Genomic DNA, 18,820 nt, shown 5'->3' on the forward strand with positions numbered 1-18,820 from the left:
GGAATGCTCCGTGCTCCCAGCGACAATTCGGAGGGAAGCACACGATGAAGAAGGCCATTGTTTCGGCGTTTCTGGCGAGCAGCCTGCTGGCGTGCACGAGCGTGGAGACCGCGGTGGTTTCCGGCAACGAGGTCGCCGCCACCGGTGGTGAGCCCATCGCCGTCATCCAGGGCACCTCGCTGGGCCTGACCGCCATCTTCCACGTGGTTGACCTGGTGCAGAGCGACCTGGACACCGTGGTGAACAAGCTCCTGGTGGCCGAGGCCAAGGCCATGGGCGGCAACAAGGTGCAGCTGCTGTCGGCCGGCACCACGCCGCGTCACGGCATCTTCGCCCTGACCGGCCTCATCATCGGCTTCCCCATGTCCCAGGCCACCGGCGTGGCGGTGAAGTAGTCAGTCTCCGCCATTTGCACGTAGCGTGCGAAGGCCCCCTGGCGACAGCGGGGCCTTCTGCTTTTTCAGCGCCCTTCTTCAGCCCCCCATGTCCGTCCGCCACCTGTCCCTGCTCCTGCTCGTCCTCGCCGGCTGCCGCCGTGGAGACGACACGTCCGCCCTGCTCTCCGACGCCCGGCAGCGCCTGTCCGCGCGCGACGGCAAGCTCACCAGCTACGTGCTGGCGGGCACCGCCCGCGAGGGCGCCCAGACGATGGACTTCCAGTTCGCCTACCGCGCTCCGCAGAAGATGCTGGGCACGCTCGGCGCCCCCGTCTCGCGCACCTTCGCCTGGGACGGAGAGCACCTCTTCGAGCGCGACGACGCGGCGAAGAAGTTCCGCACCTATGACGGAGGACTCGGCCCGGAGGAGCGCGCGGGCGTGCTCACGGCGCTCTTCGCCCCCTTCGCCCCCGAGGGCTTCCGCGCGCCGCTGCTGCCCGGCCAGGGCGTGAGCGCCCGCCGCACCCCGCACCCACGCGGCCCCGAGGCCGTGGAGCTGACGGTGAAGCCCGCCGGCACGGACGTGGAGGTGACGTATGTGCTGCGCTGGCCCGCCATGGACTTCCTCGGCAAGCGCACCCGCAGCGGCGCGGACACCGCGGAGATCCGCGTGGAGGAGGAGCACTGCGAGCAGGCCCTCGGCCTGTGCGTGCCCAAGCGGCTGACGCAGTGGGGTGGCGGACAGCAGGTGGCCGAGACGTCCCTCACGCGCGTGGAGCTCAACCCCACCCTGCCCGCGGAGACCTTCGCGCTCAGCGCGCCCGGGGGTTACGACGTTGAGACGAAGACGCTGGCGACGCTCGGGGGGCGGTAGGACGTCCACGCGGGGTTGATGACCTCGGGGAGCGTCCCCACCTTCCCCACCGGGAAGGAGCACGAGGTCATGGCGCTGGTGCAAAACGTCATCTTCGATGTGGATGGCACGCTGGTGGACTCGGTGGATGAGCATGCCGAGGCCTGGAGACGCGCCTTCCTGGAGTTCGGCCGGGACGTGCCCTTCGCGCACGTGCGCAGCCAGATTGGCAAGGGCGCGGACCAGCTGATGCCCGTCTTCTTCACCGAGGACGAGCTGGAGAAGTTCGGGAAGGAGCTGAGCGACTTCCGCTCCACGCTCTTCAAGCGCGAGTTCATGCCCAAGCTGCGCCCGTTCCCGCGGGTGCGCGAGCTGTTCCAGCGGCTGCGCAAGGACGGGCTGCGCATCGCGGTGGCCTCCAGCGCCAAGGAGGACGAGCTCGAGTTCTACCTGCGCCTGTGCAACATCCAGGGGATGCTGGACGGCGAGACGTCCAAGGACGACGTGTCGAAGTCGAAGCCGCACCCGGACATCTTCGAGGCGGCGCTGGAGCGGCTGGGCCGGCCGGACACGCGAAGCGTGGTGGTGATTGGGGACACGCCGTACGACGCGCTGGCCGCAAGCAAGCTGGGGGTGCCCACGGTGGGCATGCTGTGCGGCGGCTTCCCAGAGGAGGATCTGCGCACGGCGGGCTGCCGCGCCATCTATCAGGACCCGGCGGACCTGCTGGCCCACTACGACTCCTCGCGAGACACCTGGCCGTGGGCTGAGGACGCGGTGGCCGCCGCCAAGGACGAGGAGCCGCGCTAGGGCGGAAAAAAGAAGAGGAAATCCCGCCCGCAACCAACTCGCGGGACCTGGGTTCATGGGAACGAGGCCGGACACCAACCCTCGGAGAAAGCCCATGAACCGCACCACGCCCTACCGCCGTCTGCTGACCGCTGCCCTCTGCTTCACCCTCCCTCTGGCCACCGTGGCCTGCAACGGCTCGCCCGAAGAGGCGGAGCTTGTCGTCGGAGAGGCCGCGTCCTTCCTCTCCGCCTCGGAGGAGACCGGGGACATCGGCTCCGACGCCGTGGTCGATGCCTCCTCCGACACGCTCACGTCCATGAGCACCGAGGACGCGGACACCGCCACCGAGCCCACCACGGGCAGCCCGGGCATCTGCGACTTCAGTGCCCGCCGCCAGGAGGTGCTGGAGAAGTATGACGCCAACCAGGACGGCAAGCTGGACCGCGCCGAGCTGAGGGAGCTCAAGGCGGACCTCGCCGAGCAGGGCCGCGCCCCGCGTTTCGCCCGCCAGGGCATGCGCATCCGCCAGTGGGCCTTCTGGCGCGTGCGCTGGGCCTTCGACGAGAACGGCGACAAGACGCTGTCCACCGAGGAGCGCACCGCCCTGGTGGATGCCATGGAGGCTCGCTGCCAGCGCCTCCACCAGCAGGCCCTGGAGAAGTACGACACCAATAAGGACGGCACGCTCGATGAGTCCGAGCGCCAGGTCGCCGCCCAGGCCATCCGCGCCGCCTGGGAGCAGAAGCGCCAGGAGTTGCTCGCGCAGTACGACACCAACGGCAACGGCACCCTCGAGCTCACCGAGCGCTCCCAGCTCCGCGAGGACCGCCTCGCCGCCGCGCGCGCCCGCCGCCAGGAGCTGCTCGCGCAGTACGACACCAACAAGGACGGCCACCTGAGCACCGAGGAGGCCCTGCCCCTGCGCCAGGAAATCCAGCGCCGCATCATCGAGGGCCAGGGCGCCAACTGATGTAACGGCCCCTCGCTCCCTCCCCCGCTGCCCCCCTGGCTCCCCTGCCCGCTCGTGCGCACCTTTGCCGGAAATGGCCGGCGAAGCTTCTCCAGACGCTGCACTCACGGAACTACCCAAGCGCGGCACCCCCGATGAGGGACCCGCGCTCCTCGTCGTGAACAGCAAGTGCCGCATGGGACGCGAGGCCTTCCCAGCCGCACGCGCGGCGCTCGCGGCCCGGGGCATTTCCCTCGCGGCCTGCCATCGGCTCTCCCGCCAGAAGCGCATGGACCAGGTGCTGCGTGACGCCCTGGAGGCCGGGGTGCGGCGCATCCTCATCGGCGGCGGGGACGGCACGTTGAACAACGCCGTCCAACACCTGCTCGGACGCGACGTGACGCTGGGCGTGCTGCCGCTGGGCACGGGCAATGACTTCGCGCGCTCGCTTGGCATCGCCCCCACGCTGGAGGCTGCCTGTGACGTCATCGCCGCGGGCTATACGGCGCGCGTGGACGTGGGGCTCGCCAATGGACGGCCCTTCCTCAACGCGGTGAGCCTCGGCCTGGCCTCCGCCATCGCTCGGCGGCTGACGCCCCAGCTCAAACGGCGCGCCGGCAAGCTGGCCTACCCCGTGGCCGCCGTCGCGGAGCTCTGGGAGCACCAGCCCTTCCACGTGCGCATGACGACCGACCGCGGGGACCTGGAGCTGGACGTACTTCAGCTCGTGGTGGGCAACGGGCGCTACCACGGCGCGGGCAACGTGGTGACGCCCGAGTCCCGGCTGGATGACCACCGCCTGGACGCCTACACCATCACCGCTCCCTCGGCCGAGTCCGGGCGCGAGGGCACGGGGCTGGGCCACATGCAGGACCTCTCCACCCTGGCGCGCATCGCGCTGTCCCTGCGCCGGGGCGAGCACGTGAGCCACCCGTCCGTCACCTCGGTGCACAGCACGCGCCTGTACGTGGATGCGCAGCCCGCGCAGGACGTCAACGCGGACGGGGAAATCATCGGCCACACGCCGGTGCGCTTCGAGCTCGCCCCCGCGGCCCTCCGCGTCTACGTCCCCGCGCCCCCCGCCACTCACTGAGCAGAGATTTCGGCCCGCACCGGATTCGCGGCTAGGCTCTCCATGGGGTGTCGTCCATCCCCGCGGAGAAGCTCGTGCGCCAACGTCCCCTCTTCCCGCTCGTGGTTGCCGCCATTCTTTGCGTGGCAGCACTCCTGCTGCTGTGGCTCCGCCCCACCCTGGGCGAGGAGACTCCCAGCACGGCCACGGTGGGCACCCGGACCGTCGCGCGCCCGGGCTCGTCCGGCGTCTCCCCGGCCCGCGTTCCGCCCCGTCCCACCCCGCCGCTCGACACGCCCGCAACGCTGGCCGATGGAAGCTTCGTGGTGCGAGTGAAGGCCTCGGGCGCTCCCGTATCGGGGGCGACAGTGCGGGCCTGGTTGAAGGGGCCAGAGGACAGCGCGGGCCAGCCCTCGTGGCGCCACGCGGGCGAGGGGACGACGGCGGAGGACGGCTCGCTGCGGCTGCCCGCGGCCCCGGGCCTCTACCTCCTCAGTGCCCAGGCCCAGGGTTACGCGCCCGCGCGTCGCGAAGTGGCCCGGCACCAGGGTGAGTCGGAGACGGTGGTGGAGCTGTCCCTGCCCGCCAGCGTCTCGCTGCGAGGGCGCACGGTGGCCGAGGGCCGCGGCGAGCCGGTGCCTCTGGCCGAGGTGACGCTGCGTCCCTACACCGAGCCAGGAAGCCCGTCAGCCCAGGCCCACGCGCTGCCCGAAGAGGTGGCGGTGGCGACGAGTGACGAGCAAGGGCGCTTCGACTTCACCGGGCTCGCGCCGGGCCGCTACGAGCTGGTGGCGGAGGCACCGGGCTTCAGCCGCCGGACGCTGCGCTTCGTCCCAGTGCCGACCTCGGGCGAGCTGGAAGTGGGACTGTGGCCGGCCTCCACGCTGGAGGGCTTCGTGCTGGGCGCGGACGGGCAGCCGGCGCTGGACGCAGAGGTGCGGGTGCTGGGAGGGCCCACGGATTTCCGCACCACCACGGGCGCGGGCGGCGGCTTCTCGCTGGAGGTGTCCAGCGGGACGTATTGGGTAATTGCCCGAAAGGGCGGCCAGGTGGGACGAGCGCCGGGCTTCATCGTGGTGGGGCCAGGGGAGACAGCGCGCGATGTCACGGTGCGGCTCGGGGCCACCGGGCACCTGGCGGGCACGGTGACGCGCGTGGCGGACGCCGGGCCCGTGGAGGGAGCATGGCTGGTGGCCAGCCCGACCGGTGCGGGCGGCGAGCTGGGACGCGCACGGACGGATGCGGCGGGCCAGTACGCACTGGAGCTGCCGCCGGGGGACTATGACGTGAGGGTGCTGGCCTCGGGCCACACGGATGCCTCGAGCCAGGGACTGGTGGTGGAGGCAGACCGGTACACCGTGGCGGACTTCCGCCTGGAGGGCACCGCGTCGGTAGAGGGCACGGTGGTGGACCCGCGAGGACGGCCCCTGGCTGGAGTGAGCGTGCGCGCGGGACTGCTGCGGGGTGCCTCGGGCGAGGAGCTCTACACGCGCACCGATGCAGCGGGAACCTACCTACTGGAAGGACTGCCGGTGGGCACGGTGCGAGTGCGAGCGAAGCAGGACACCTCGGCCGTGTGGACGAGCCGCACCGCGCAGCTCGCCACGGGCGCGCGGGGCCGGGTGGACTTCATGCTCTCGGAGACAGGCCTGGTGCAGGGCCGGGTGACGCTGGCCTCGGGCGAGCCGCTGCCCGAGCCGGCCGTGGTGCGCGCGATGGCCAAGGAGGGCTCCGGCGGCCTCATGGACATGGGCCTCGCCGAAACAGACGCGGAGGGCCACTACCAGCTCGAGCTGCGCGCGGGGGTGTACCAGCTCACCGCAGTGCTGCCGGGCGCCCGCTACACCTACTACCACGTGGATGACCCAGCGGTGACGGTGGAGCCCGGAACCTCGGTGACGATGGACCTCTCGTTGATGGATGAGCGCGGGCTGCGCGGTGTGGTGCTGGAGCCCTCGGGAGCGCCGAGTCCCCGGGCCCTGGTGGTGGCAACCCAGGCGGGAGACTTCCCCCTCTCCATTCCCGTGGACGCGGACGAAGAGGGGCGCTTCAGCGTTCCGCCCCACCCCCAGCCCACCGCGCTGACGCTGCAGGCGCACAACGCGGGCCGGCTGAGCGCGCCCCTGCCCATCCCGGAGGGTGCGGGCGAGCTGAAGCTCCAGCTTCGCCCCGCGGCCACGCTCCGGGGACGAGTGGTGGCACGCAGCGGTGCCGCTCCGAGCGGCTTCACCCTGCGCCTGCTCGAGGCGGACGGCTCGGCCCCGGTCTGGGCTCGCGACACGCAGCGGACGTTCCCCGGCAACGAGTTCCTGCTCACCGACGCACCGGGGCAGCCGCTGAAGGTGAGCGTGCGCACCACCGACGGGCGCACGGGCGAGGCGCAGGTGACGCTCTCGCCAGGACTGCGCGCGGACGTGGAAGTGCCGCTGACGGGCGGCGCATCGTCCATCTCGGGGCGGGCGGTATGGAGCCACTCAGGGGCACCCGTTCAGGGCGTGGGCCTCTACCTGGACCGTCCACCGGGCTCGTCGGCCGATGCGCGCACGGGACCCGATGGACGCTTCCGCCTGAAGGACGTGACGCCGGGAGCGCACACCGTGCACCTGCTCGCACCCGAGGGTAAGCCAGAGGCCCGCAGCGTGACGGTGGCCACGAGCGAGGCCGTAGACCTCGGAGACGTGCAGGTGTCAGCGCGCAAAGCGAACGCGGGCAGCGTGGGCGCGGGCTTCAGCGAGGATCGTGGCTGGGTGTCCGTGGCCTGGCTGACGCCGGAGGGACCCGCGGCTCAGGGCGGCGTGCGCGTAGGGGACCGGCTGTTGGCGGTGGACGGGCAGGTGGTGCGCAACCGCACGGAGGCAGAGCGCCGCACCCAGGGGGCGCCCGGCACACCGGTACAGGTGACAGTGCGGCGCGAGGGCGGCGCGGAGCAGACCCTGCAGTTGACCCGGGCAGATTGACGGGGACAGCCCCTCACCCGGCCCGCAGGAACTCCAGGGCCGTCTCGCGGAATCGCGGAGCCATCGGGCCGAAGAGGGGAACATGTCCTCCGTTCGGAACGATCCACAACGCCGCCCTGGGGATGGCTGTGTACATCTCGATCGCCAGGTTCACCGGGTACAAGGGATCACGGTCTCCGTGCACGATGAGCGTGCGGGCCGTAATCGTCGACAGGTACGGCGGCGTGAAGTTCATGTCGTCGTAGCTGTCCTTGAGTGCCCGGAGCTGCGCGTGCAGCGCGCGAATCTGCTCATCGCCGTGGACGTGCTTCTGCCGCAGCACCTTCCACTCCGCCTCGGTCAGGGTATCGGCGTTGGTCTGCGCCATGATCGCCCGGGCCTGCGGAGGAAAATACGGAGTCGCGCTGACGAGCACCATGGCATCAACGCGCGCTGGCTGAGCGGTCGCCACATGCAGCAGCGCCTTGGCGCCGAGGCTCATGCCAATGGCCTTGAAGCGCTCGACACCGAGGCGGTCCATCAACGCGAGCACATCGCTCGCCACCTGGCGAAAGGTGAGCGTCCCAGAGGGATTCGTCGATCGTCCGTGGCTGCGCAGGTCCGGAACAATCGTCCGGTATCCCTCGAGCGACTCGTCGAAGACGTAGCGCCAGTCGCTGCCGGCTCCCGTGCCACCGTGCAGCAGCACCAGGGGTTCGCCGTCGCCGCGAACCTCGCAGTACATCTCCATACCATTGAGCTCGAATTTCTGAGCCGTGTGCATACGGGAGTCCTTATCAAACCTCGATGAACCGCGGGCCAGTGATGCCCATGCGTTCCATCTCCAGCTTGACACGCTCGGAGACGATGAGCGCCCCCGTCCAACCCCAGGGTCGGAAGATCTGGGCACCCTCTGCCCTCGCGGAGTCTATCTTGAGCCCCGCGACGTTCCGATACTCCCCTACCCTGTCGGGAGCTCCGTGTCTGGGTTCCCAGAACCGGACCTCCTCACACCTCGCGTCGTCGATGCATCGAATGATCCGCAGGGCATTGAGGATCCAATAGGGTTCTGATTCTCCCTCCACATGCGCCGGGAGGAACTGCACCTCGTCCCGGAGGCCCAGCCGGTCGAAGATGGAAACGACTCGACCGTGAACCAAGGGGACCGTGAAGCCGGCCAACGTGAAGTCGAGCGGCTTGCCGACAGGGTCCGGACGGAAGCGTGGCTCTCCTTGCAGCTCGAGAACTCTTCCCTCTTTGAATTGCCAGGGATTCAACTCCTCGCCTCGCGCATCGAAGGGACCATCCAAATGCCAACGCCCCTCGATGCGCATCTCGTCCCACAGATCGAAATACCTGCTCACCGGACTCATGGCTTCCTCGTGGCAAGCTTGTTGAGCCTGGAGCCAGGAGTGCATACGTCGCCCGCGATCTCATCCAGTGCATCCACGAGCCTGCCCCTGCATTCAGCCTGGGACTGGCAATTCTTGAGTGCGTCCTCGAGCCGCCGATAGACCTCCTGGTGGTACTCCTCGGGGTGGGGCCCCACGTGCCCGACGAGATAGATGATGTTCGCCGGGTCATCGAGGCTCATCCCCACCTTGTCGAAGAGCTTCTTGAATCGAGGTGTCCAGGGACCGCCACGGACATCGGCCTTGTCGTTCTTGTCGGTAGCGAGGTGATGGCCTTTCGCATCGCCCTTATCCGATGCACTCCGGCAGGCTCCTGTTGTCCGTGCCGAAGAGACCGCCGAGGAGGCTGCCTGGACTGTCGTTCCGGCCGCCGCCCCCATGAGCACCACCGTGCCGTTCGCCACGGCTACCTCGGCACGGGCCCCTGCCCCAATGAAGAAACCTCTCGGTGGGCTGCCTCCCGCGAAAGCATGGCGAGGGGGGCGAGAGTTTCTCCCACAGACCTCCCCTGGGCACCTCCGGGAGATTCCTGGACAGCTTCGCCCCTGCCACTGTCAGCAACACCCGCAGACCCACTCCACCTATCACCTGACCAAAGCGCTCGGCTGCCGCCTCCAACTGGGCCTGGGTCCTCGCGGCTTCTGCTTCACGATACAGGTTCAGGCATGCCAATCCCACATTGAAGAGCTCCGCCGCGGTGTAGGTCATCAACAGACCGAGAGTGACCGCCGCCGCCAATGCCTTTGAAAGCACTGGCTCGGGTGCTGCCCACGCAATCATATACAGCATCATGGACATCCCCACGGACAGCAGAACAGCGGGGGAGCTGAACATCTCCATGGCCGCCTCACGAACACCCGCGCCCATGTAACGTGGCGAGAGCGCGAGCGCCTGGAACCACCGGGCATCCTCCAGGGAAGCTGGCAATGGAATCGAGGAGGGCCCATAAAGCGCACCGTATTGCTGGCGCACCAGTCTCTCCAGGTCCGAGGACCTGGCAGTCGTCGATAGCATGAGTCCGGTACCTGCAGCAGGCATGCCCATGGGGCGCTTCGCCAACGGAGGAGAACCAGCTCTCGATTTCACCACCTTGAATTCCTCTTCCAGCGCCACCACGATGGCTCGCGCGTCATCGGGCGTGAATCGGGCCAATGATGGATCCGGCCGAAGCGGCTTGAAGGTGAGTTTGAGACCACGACCCTGCGCTGGGTCGTGGTACTCGCTCAGACTCACGGGTTCCAGAAATCGGAGCCGGGACTCGACCTCGGAAGGAACGGCTCGGGCCGGGAAAGAAACCAGCAACAGGAGACATAGAGCGGGGGCGATGTACGGATGCATGACTGGCTCCTCTTGCCCGCTCGGAGTGGCCAAGGGGCCTGCGCCGATGAATACCCACCACGTGTCAATCGAATGCCCGGTCCGTCAGTTCGATGAACAGTGGATGCTCTCGTAGAAAATGGAACTGCGGGAGCACCTTCGCCTCCGCGCTGGTGCCAGGTGCAGCCTTGATTGCCTGTGCGAGCAACTCGAGCGCGAGGTCGTGCTCGCCCTCGACCGCGTGCAGTGCGGACTTCGGCAGCAGCCTGGGTGAGCGAGCAACAAGCTGCCTCGTCTTGTCTCGGAACTCTTCGGTGATGCCCGCCTCATCACCTCCTATTACGTTATGGATTGCCCAAAGCGCCAAGAGCCCCATCTCACGATCCGGGTCAATCCTGACCACGGCACTGAAGTCCTCTCGGGCCGCCCGAAAATCCTTGGACGCATAGCGAAGGCAAGCCCGCACATAAAAGGCAAGACATTCATTAGAAGAGTCCACGGAGAGCGAACGTGAGCACATCGCTTCGGACTGGTCACACTCGCTTCTCCACAGAAGCAGCCGGGCATACAGTGCCAGGGACCGAGCATCGGTTTCGGCCAACATGCGAGCCTTCATCAAAGAAGCCTCCGCATCCCTGAAAAGCCCGAGCCATAGCTGTGTATCCCCCAGGGCGCCATGGTAGTCTGCGTTCTTGGGCTCTAGTTGTGCTGCTATTTGGCAGTGCTCAAGCGCCTTACCAAACTGATTAAGCCAGCGGAAAGTGGTTCCCAACTCGCGATGATTGCTCGCGTCCCTAGGAGCCTGTCGGAATACCTCGGCTACCCACTACATGAGGGGTAGTGCGACTCAAACACACCGCTATGGTTGGTATGTAGGAGTCGTTTTTCGGCGATTCTCCGACAAGCTCCTAGGGTCCAACTCCACCGCCTTCAAGAAGTGCTCCAGCGCCTTGCCATGCCTCCTGAGCCAATTATAAGTGACTCCCAACTCGCGATGATTGCTCTCGTCCTGCTGACACGAGATACCCAACGCCTCATCGGACAGCCTTCGGCGCAGAGGCGTCTCCAGATCAGGTGGACACCAGTTGATTGCTTTCACGATACGATCCAGGGCTTCACTCAACCGCCCCGAATATCTTAGACCTTGCGCCTCCATCCAGAGCTTGATCGCTGAGCGCTCGCCCGCATGTGCGTCGCCCTGATCCTCCTCGGGCAACCAGCGCCGTTCCAGATCCTTCTCCAACAGCATCATCAGGCGCAGGCGAGCGCCTGTATCCCAGACATGCTGCCCTTCACGAAGCATGTTCAGGCGCTTGCGGCTTCGGTCATCCAGGACACCACGCCACGATTCACCCATTTCCAGAACCGCGTCCCTGAGGGCCTGGCTGTACGAAATTCCTTCCAGGAATCGCAACGTGAGCAACCGGCACGCCTCATCTTCCTGAATCCAGAAGAGGTAATTGATGAGCTTTCGGCTTGCCTCGATGTAGTTCTTGTCGGCCGCCAGTTCGTGCAGCCGGGTATGGTAGGCGCAAGGCTTCTGCATCACCTTGCGACAGTGCTCGGAGGCTCGCTGAGCATACGTGCGGACCCACTCCTCAGTGCGCCAGGCTCCACGCAAGTGCTCGATATAGAACCGGGCCGGCTCATCATGGAGCCGTGGCGAGCTGCTCGACTGGCGTTGCACGGCCGAGTATCGCTCGCGGACGCGCTGGATATATGCCTCATAAGCGCACTTCCTGACGTCGCATTCCGGAACGAGCATGGCCTTGAGAATTTCGGTATCGCCTTCGGCCATGGCGATCGCGGCCAGAGCATGCCGGTCGTACTCATCCACGCAGTGGAGCTCGTAGCGAGCGATCATCCGACTCAGGAGGTCTTCATTGGTGAGCCCATCTTCATTGTGGATGTGATGAATGTCGCCGGTATCGTTCCAGATCGCGGCGGCGAGCCGGATGGCCAGCGGAATGGCGCGGGTGGAACGATTGACGGCATTCAACTGCTCGTCGTCGAGCACCGGACGTCCCGGAGCCGCCTGGCGGAAGTACTCGCGAATGTCCGGGCGCGCGAGTGCGTGGAGATCGATCGGGCGGATGTGATAGGAATGATCCTCTTCTTCGCGATAGCCAACTTCGCGCGTCCCCGAGCGAAGCTCATAGGTCTCGTACAAGTCGCGCCGCCCGACGATGACCCATGCCACGCGAGGGCCCGCTGCCTTGATGACCTCGCGAAGGAATGGGTCCACGACATCGACGATCTCGTAGGTGTCGAGCGCCACCAGGATTGGCCAGTCGGCAGCAGCCACACGCAGGTCCTTGCCCAGTGCTTGAGCCAGGTGCCTTGGCCCCGCCGTGAGCAGGGTTTCATCGATATTGGGGAGGCGTAACTTGTTCTGTGCCAGCAGGTTCTTGAGCGCCTGCATCCCGAACCGGGTCGCACTCTTCCAGATTCCCAATCCCGGATCGCCCGTGACGGCGGTGATGGCCAGATCCTTGACCAGATCCTCGGCTGGTTTGAACAGGTCTCCGGGTTGGGTTGCACGAGGTGGAGCCTCGCTCCGTTTCCTGGCCTCCTCGAACACCCCCCACGCATGCTCGATCCGCTCCCGCATCTTCACGAAAGCGCCCTTCTTGAACACCGCGGCCAGGCCAAGTCTTTCGCCTGCGGCATCGAGAAGAATCCGGAGCACCTGCTCTATGTCGAGGTCTTCCGTACGAACGTTGAGGACACCGTGGTTGTGAGTTCTCTGTTCTTCCCAGTCGACTCGCAGAGTCCGGAAGCGCCCCGCATACTCATTCTCCACGAGACGGAGGAACTCACGCAGGAGCGCCGATTTACCGATACCGCCCTGTCCCCAGATGAGCGCGACATGTGGCAGGGCATTGTCGGGTGTCAAGAAGCCCGACATCATCTTGCGCAGATCCTTGAGCTGCCGGTCGCGGCCCAGGAAGATGTCTTTCTGAGTCTCAGGGAGCATGGAGAGGGATGCTACATGCCCCAAGGGGCACACCCCAAACGCGCAGGCGCTCCCGCTGGAGTCCTCCACGTCCACGCCCCAGTTACTTCTGTGACCACCGGACGGCGGGTCCACGAGGGCACCGCCGCCAGCGGATACGCGACGCAGCCGAGCCACGCCTCAACGAGAAGGGAGGCCAGCCCGGCGCTGACGCATCAGTTGCAGCCCTGGCTCGCCAGCCAGTTCACGCCCGTGGTCCGCTGGGTCGTGCCGTTCGAGCCGCCGTAGTCCACGTTCGAGAAGGACAAGGTCACGGTGGCGCCCGAGGACTGGTTCCTGAGCTCCATCGTCAGGTTGTTGGGGACGAGCGCGGTGGAGTTCGGGTAGTTCGCACCGATGTAGTAGCGAATCCGGCCGCTCGGCAGGCTCCCGCACGTGGCCATCTTGTTCTCGAGCTGCAGCCAGTTGCCGCGGTTGAAGTTGGCATCCTGCGGCACCAGGTTCGCCCGGCCACCCCAGCCCCCGAGCTGCGAGCCGATCATGTGCCCACCGTCATAGTCGTTGCTGGGGTTCTCCGCGTCGCCCCACTGCCCCACGTTCAACTGACAGGAGTCGATGCGCGCCGCGGCGGAGATCGGCGGCAGGTACTTGTACGCCCGGCTCGGCCGGCCCGAGCCGTCGATGAGGTAGTACTCGCCGTCGAAGTTGTGCCAGATGTTCCGGTCGCCCGTCGGGAAGTACTTCGGACAGTCGCTGATCGCCTCCTCGGTGACCCGACCGCGGACGACGTACCCGATGCCGTAGGGCTTCAGCGCCTCCCGGATCTCCTCCTCCGTGTGGCTCTGGAAGAACTCCATGAGCCCGTTCGGACCACCAAAGTCCTGCTCCATCTGACTGGCAACGCCTTCGCCCCCCAGGTCCAGCTCCGTGGCTCCGCAACCGCCGAGCACCAGGCCAAACACCGCCGCGACAGACAGCTTGTTCAGAGTGCGCATTCTTCTTGGTCCTTCTTCACCGGGTTCACTGCATTACCGGTCTTAAATACCAAGAAAGAGAGAAGCGCTTTGCAACATTTCTAAGGAATTCGTACAAGTACAAATCTATGCAAAAAACATGCTATTTCCTCTCTCCGCGTAAAAGCTGCGTGAGGGGTCCATCGGTTCATCCGCAACGGGCAGAGCGCCTCCTGACACGAGCTCTCAGTGAGACCCGTGCGGGTAGCGAACGCTGGCCGAAGTGGTTTGAACGGGGGGGTTTGAGGCGGGACTCGAGTTTGGGAGAGGTGGCTCGGGCTCGGCCACACTCAATCCCGGGGGCAGACCCTCACCCCAGCCCTCTCCCAGAGGGAGAGGGAGGAGGGCTCAGGCCTTGTCGAGCGCCATCGACAGCACCTGGGCGGTGAAGTTCACCAGGGGGATGATGCGCTGGTAGTTCATCCGCGTGGGGCCAATGACGCCCACCGTGCCGAGCACCTGCTCGCGGCTGCCGTAGGGGCTCGCGATGACCGTCACGTCACCGGCCGAGGAGAACTCGCTCTCGGTGCCGATGAAGATCTGCATCTCTCTCGCGCGCTGCACCCGGTCCAGCAGCGACAGCAGCTTGTGCTTCTCCCCGAGCGCCTTGAAGAGCGCGCGCATGCGCTCCACGTCAGCGAACTCGGGCTGCTCCAGGAACGAGCCGGTGCCCTCGATGAGCACGCGCTCACCCGTCTGCAGGTCCGTGGCCGCCGCGCCCAGCTTGAGCGCCTTGGACGTCAGCGCGTTGTAGAGCGCCTGCTCCTGGTCCAGCTCCGCCCGGATGCGCTCGCGTGCCTCCTCCAGCGTCACCTCGTGCAACAGCTCGGACAGGTAGTTGCTCGCCTTGAGCAGCTCGTCCGAGGTGACGGGGAAGTCCACCACGAGCAGCTTGTTGTGCACCTGGCCGTTCTGCCCCACCAGGATGGCGAGCACCCGGTCCTCGCGCAGCCGAACGAACTCGATTCGCTGGAAGATGGCCACGTCCGGGCGCGGGGTGACGACGACTCCCGCGTGCCGGGTGAGCGAGTGCAGCAGGCGCGAGGCCTCGGAGAGCAGCTCCTCCATGCCCGACTCGTGCGCCAGCCCGGCGTGGATGAGCTCGCGGTCGCGCGGTGCGGGATCCTTCAGCCGCACCATCGTGTCCACGTAGAAGCGATAACCGCGGTCCGTCGGCACTCGGCCAGCGGAGGTGTGGGGCTTCTCGAGGAAGCCGAGCTCCTCCAGGTCCGCGAGCACATTGCGCAGCGTGGCGGAGGAGACGTCGAACTCCGCCCGCCGTGCCAGGTGCTGACTGCCGACCGGGCCACCCGTGGCGATGTATTCCTGAACGACAGCGCGGAGGACTTCCTTCTCGCGCTCACCCAGCAGCTCCTCGGACATCCTTGGCTCACACTCTCCAACGAACGGCGCTTCGCCCGGGACGGGCGGAAACACCGACCATGCCCTGAAACATTAAGAAGGTGGAAGGAACGGTTCAATCCCCCGCACTTCCAGGGAGCGAGCGAGCAGGCCCCCACCTCCCCCATACCTGTCCACACACGGTTCAGGGCTTCCGTGCGCGGCAGGTGCGGTCCAACTCACTGATAAGCGCTGGCTCCATCGCCCGCGTCGTCCGGGGGGACAGTGTCCGGAAGTGTCGGCACCGCTCCTGAGGGTCCTTCTCCTGCTGGAAGTAGCGAGCCATGACGCCTGCCGCTTCCTCCGCCCGTCCCTGCTTCAGGTGCAGGCGCTGCAGCGCGAGGTAGGGCTCCGCCGGTGCGGGGTTCTCCTGAATCTGACGTTCCAGCTCCTGGATGGCGGCGTCGTCCTTCCCCTGGCGCTCCAGCTCCACGGCCCCTTCCAAGCGGGGCGTCCCAGAACAGGCGGTCCGGATTTCACGGAGCCGCTGCGCGAACCGAGCGCCCATGCGCTCGTAGGGGTCGAGGTCCACGGACTTGAATATCTGGCAGCGCTCGGCCCGGGGCTCCTTGGCGGTGGCATCCCAGACGGCGTCGTACACCTGAGCGGCCTCGCGCACGCGCCCGGCCGCGGCGAGCCTGTCGGCGAACTGGATGTCCGCCAGCGCGTCCTCACGGCCCTCATAGGGGCGGACCGAGAGATGGGTGCGGTACTCGCGAACCGCCTCGTCCGTCTGGCCCTGGTCGAGCAGCAGCCCAGCCAGGTCCTTGTGAGCCTCGGGGTGCTTCGGGTTGAGCTCCAGGGTGCGCCGCAGCAGCCGGATGCGGGCCTCCGGGTCGCGAGTCAGGACGCTGAGTCCGTAGTACGGCCGCGCATCCTGGATGCCCAGGTTCACGAGCTGCTGGTAGAGGTCGAGCGAGCGCTGGCGGAGGCGTGCGCGCTCAGCGCTGCCCTCGGGCTGGCGGAAGGCCTGGTTCCAGACGGCATCCGCGAGCGCGAGCTGGGCATCGAGCTGACGCGGGTCATCGCGAACCACGGCCTCGAGCTGGCGCACGGCCTTCTCGCACGCGGCGTCGTCGAAGCCCTCGGCCTGGCAGCCCTCCTGGTGGAGCCGCAGCGCCTCGCGAGCGGCGGCGGAGGGCGGAGCGGGCACGTAACGTCCGGGGGGCGCGACGGCGAATGAGCGGCTGGGAGCGGTGGAGGGCTGCTGGGCCCAGGCCGCGGAGGAGAGGAGCACGCAACAGGCGAGCAGACGGAAGGTAGGGGAAGCCATGGGCATGTTTCCTTTCCGGGACTCAGCGCTGGACATGGACGTGGTCGGCCGCCGGGCTGTCGCAGGCGAGGAAGAGGGTGGCGCCGCGTTCGGTGAAGGAGGCGCGCTCGCCGACGACGGCGTCTCCAGCGGCCTCGACGATGCACATCAACTGCTGCGGCGTCTTGCCCGGGATGGGCATCCGGCGCGGGTCGATGTCCAGCGCGCTCCCGCTCGTGTGGCGGCTGTTGATGGTGGCGGAGCCAGCGGCGCGGTTGCGCTGCGGGTTGCGGAAGGCGCTGCTGACGAACTCCTCCAGCTGCACCCGCGCTTCGCGGTTGTTGGCGCGCGTGTCGGCGATGCCGTTCGGCCCGGCGAGGATGGGGCCATTGCACCGCCCGCCGACCTGGGGACCCGCGCAGACGTCATCCTTCTCGGGGTCCGTGTCCCCGAGCGCCCCCACGGTGAGGATGGGCGCGCCGGGCGACACCACCACCGTCTGCGGCGTCAACCCGCGCGTTCCCACCCGCTTCTCCTGCACGTCGTTCTGGAGGAGCGCGTTGACCCGCTCATCCAGCTGGTTCAACAGGCGCGAGAGCCCGCCCGCTTCCGTCTCGGCGATGACGCTGTAGTTGCCGGTGTTGAGGACGGGGCGGCCCGGAACGGAGATATGGGCGCGACCCGGTTTGAAGCGTGTTCCGAAGTCGAGGTACTCCTGCCGCAGCACATCGTCCTCCTCCTGGCGGAGGAAGGTGGTCGGGGGCAGGCGAACCTCGAGCGTCTCCCCGCCCTCCAAGGGCAGCGACGCCACCAGCTCGTACTCCAGCGGCGGATTGGGCTGGCGGTTGCCCTGAGTGCCCACGCGCGAGCTGGCGTGGAAGACGACCTCCTGCCCCTCCTTCGTGACCGGGTCCGCGGGCCCCGTCTGGGTCCCCACCGGCTGAAGGCTCCACTGGATGCGCGCCTCGAGCTCCTCCGCGTTGCGCACCCGGCCGCGCGCGGTGATGGACTCGACCGTCACGAAGGAGGTCCCCGAGGCCTCCGCGCCCTCGCCGCCGACGGAGACGTCAACCACCTCCAGGACAATCTCCTCGTCTCCCCGCCGCGTGCTGTCCTGGCCCAGGGGCGCCGGCTCTCCGCTACCGCCCGCGCCCCCCGTGCCCTCCTCCGAGGCTGGACGCTTGGAGCACGTACAACCCGCCAGCACGATGGCTCCGCAGACGAACCACGCCCGCCAGCCAGCCCGGGTTTTGCTCACGGCAGTACCCTCCCCCCGCCACGCGTCTTGCGCGGCGAAACGCGCGCCACCGTAGGGAGCCACCGCGAACGCCTCCATCGCCCCCAAGGCACAGGTGTCGCAGAGCAGACGCCTCCGGCGGCGGATGTGAGGCAGGCAGCCAGGCATTGCCCCGCAGGGTAGGCCGAGGAATTACATCGCGGAGCAAGGGCCACGGCGTTAGAAGCGCGACGCTTTGTCCTCCGCCTCTTCTTCGATCCCCACCGCGGCGATGCCCGCGGACACCACGCCCGCGGACCCCAATCGCGGGATGCTCATCTTCTGCCTCTTCGCGCTCTACGTCGTCTGGGGCTCGACGTACCTGGCCATCCGCTGGGCGCTGCAGGGGGGCTTCCCGCCGTTCCTCATGGCGGGCATGCGCTTCTTGCTGGCGGGCCTCATCCTCTACACGGTGCTGCGGCTGCGCGGGTACGCCAACCCGTCAGCGCGGGAGTGGGGAGCAGGCGCCCTCATCGGCACGCTGCTGCTGGTGATGGGCAACGGCAGCGTCGTCTTCGCGCAGCAGTACGTGCCCTCGGGCGTAGCCGCGCTCGTGGTGGGCAGCGTGCCCTTGTGGGCGGCACTCTTCGGGGGACTCTTCGGCCAATGGCCGGGACGCGCCGAGCGCTGGGGCCTGGCCATCGGCTTCTGCGGCCTCATCCTGCTCAACCTGGGCAGCGACATGAGCGGCAACGCGTGGGCCGCCTTCGCGCTGTTGCTGGGCCCCATCACGTGGGCCTTTGGCTCCATCTGGTCGCGCAGGCTGCCCATGGCGCCGGGGCTCATGTCCACCGCCACGCAGATGCTCACCGGCGGCGCCCTCTTCCTGCTCATCAGCTTCGGGCTCGGCGAGCGCCTCGCGGTCATGCCCTCGGTGCGCGCGCTCAGCGCCTTCTTCTACCTGGTGCTCTTCGGCTCGCTGGTGGCCTTCAGCGCCTACGGCTACCTGCTGCGCAATGCGAGGCCGGCGCTCGCCACCAGCTACGCCTACGTCAATCCGATGGTGGCAGTGCTGCTGGGCACCTTCCTGGCGGGCGAGTCGCTGAGCACCTGGGGGATGCTCGCCATGGGGGCCATCCTGGGCTCGGTGGTGCTGCTCACCCGCGCGAAACGCTGAAAGCCCCGCCCAGACGGGCCCGGCTCGAGCCCGAGTGTCATCACTTTGACGTGACACCCCCGCGCACTGATTGGGCGCGAGCGGAGTGTCGCGCCGT

General features: G+C 67.5%; 15 protein-coding genes and 1 pseudogene. 7 read left to right on the forward strand and 9 right to left on the reverse strand.

The annotated features are described in order from the left end of the window. Positions 1–44 precede the first annotated feature (44 nt). The 6 genes from OV287_RS48170 (at position 45) to OV287_RS48195 (ending at position 7,000) form a co-directional block, all read left to right on the forward strand. Positions 45–395: a hypothetical protein gene (locus OV287_RS48170; RefSeq protein ID WP_267540824.1), complete on the forward strand. Its 351-nt coding sequence runs from the start codon at positions 45–47 to the stop codon at positions 393–395. Between the two features lie 88 nt (positions 396–483). After that, positions 484–1,251, forward strand: a complete 768-nt coding sequence (locus tag OV287_RS48175; RefSeq protein WP_267540825.1) for a hypothetical protein — start codon at positions 484–486, stop codon at positions 1,249–1,251. 75 nt (positions 1,252–1,326) lie between these two features. Further along, positions 1,327–2,040, forward strand: a complete 714-nt coding sequence (locus OV287_RS48180) for an HAD family hydrolase (RefSeq protein ID WP_267542565.1) — start codon at positions 1,327–1,329, stop codon at positions 2,038–2,040. A 94-nt stretch (positions 2,041–2,134) separates the two neighbouring features. After that, on the forward strand, positions 2,135–2,992 hold the full coding sequence (locus OV287_RS48185; protein ID WP_267540826.1) for an EF-hand domain-containing protein: 858 nt from the start codon (positions 2,135–2,137) through the stop codon (positions 2,990–2,992). Positions 2,993–3,065: 73 nt separating this feature from the next. After that, complete coding sequence (locus OV287_RS48190; RefSeq protein WP_267540827.1) at positions 3,066–4,064, forward strand: lipid kinase; 999 nt, start codon at positions 3,066–3,068, stop codon at positions 4,062–4,064. Between the two features lie 74 nt (positions 4,065–4,138). Next, on the forward strand, positions 4,139–7,000 hold the full coding sequence (locus tag OV287_RS48195) for a carboxypeptidase regulatory-like domain-containing protein (RefSeq protein ID WP_267540828.1): 2,862 nt from the start codon (positions 4,139–4,141) through the stop codon (positions 6,998–7,000). Positions 7,001–7,013: 13 nt separating this feature from the next. Here OV287_RS48195 and OV287_RS48200 read toward each other — a convergent pair whose 3' ends face one another. From OV287_RS48200 to OV287_RS48240, 9 genes and pseudogenes are all read right to left on the reverse strand, one after another. Continuing rightward, entirely contained in the window at positions 7,014–7,763 is a 750-nt protein-coding gene (locus OV287_RS48200) for an alpha/beta fold hydrolase (protein ID WP_267540829.1), read from the reverse strand. A 13-nt stretch (positions 7,764–7,776) separates the two neighbouring features. Next, positions 7,777–8,352 carry an imm11 family protein gene (locus tag OV287_RS48205; RefSeq protein ID WP_267540830.1) on the reverse strand — a complete coding sequence of 192 codons (576 nt, stop codon included), beginning with the start codon at positions 8,350–8,352 and terminating at the stop codon, positions 7,777–7,779. Next, a pseudogene (locus OV287_RS56750) lies at positions 8,349–9,729 on the reverse strand (AHH domain-containing protein). The gene OV287_RS48205 and the pseudogene OV287_RS56750 overlap by 4 nt, the downstream one beginning before the upstream one ends. 64 nt (positions 9,730–9,793) lie before the next feature. Then, positions 9,794–10,324 carry a TPR end-of-group domain-containing protein gene (locus OV287_RS48215; RefSeq protein ID WP_267540832.1) on the reverse strand — a complete coding sequence of 177 codons (531 nt, stop codon included), beginning with the start codon at positions 10,322–10,324 and terminating at the stop codon, positions 9,794–9,796. 243 nt (positions 10,325–10,567) lie between these two features. Beyond that, positions 10,568–12,685: a hypothetical protein gene (locus OV287_RS48220; protein ID WP_267540833.1), complete on the reverse strand. Its 2,118-nt coding sequence runs from the start codon at positions 12,683–12,685 to the stop codon at positions 10,568–10,570. Between the two features lie 194 nt (positions 12,686–12,879). Beyond that, positions 12,880–13,659, reverse strand: coding sequence for a DNA/RNA non-specific endonuclease (locus tag OV287_RS48225; RefSeq protein WP_267540834.1), 780 nt, complete (start codon positions 13,657–13,659; stop codon positions 12,880–12,882). A gap of 366 nt (positions 13,660–14,025) precedes the next feature. After that, positions 14,026–15,060, reverse strand: coding sequence for a heat-inducible transcriptional repressor HrcA (gene hrcA, locus OV287_RS48230; protein ID WP_267540835.1), 1,035 nt, complete (start codon positions 15,058–15,060; stop codon positions 14,026–14,028). A gap of 163 nt (positions 15,061–15,223) precedes the next feature. Next, positions 15,224–16,351 carry a tetratricopeptide repeat protein gene (locus OV287_RS48235; protein ID WP_267540836.1) on the reverse strand — a complete coding sequence of 376 codons (1,128 nt, stop codon included), beginning with the start codon at positions 16,349–16,351 and terminating at the stop codon, positions 15,224–15,226. A gap of 22 nt (positions 16,352–16,373) precedes the next feature. Continuing rightward, complete coding sequence (locus OV287_RS48240; protein WP_267540837.1) at positions 16,374–17,588, reverse strand: hypothetical protein; 1,215 nt, start codon at positions 17,586–17,588, stop codon at positions 16,374–16,376. 289 nt (positions 17,589–17,877) lie between these two features. Here OV287_RS48240 and yedA point away from each other — a divergent pair, with 289 nt between their 5' ends. Then, the gene (yedA, locus tag OV287_RS48245; RefSeq protein WP_267540838.1) at positions 17,878–18,723 is read left to right on the forward strand and encodes a drug/metabolite exporter YedA; all 846 of its coding nucleotides are present in this window, start codon (positions 17,878–17,880) and stop codon (positions 18,721–18,723) included. Positions 18,724–18,820: the final 97 nt, after the last annotated feature.

It is taken from the genome of Archangium lansingense (assembly GCF_026626635.1).
Classification (GTDB): domain Bacteria; phylum Myxococcota; class Myxococcia; order Myxococcales; family Myxococcaceae; genus Archangium; species Archangium lansingense.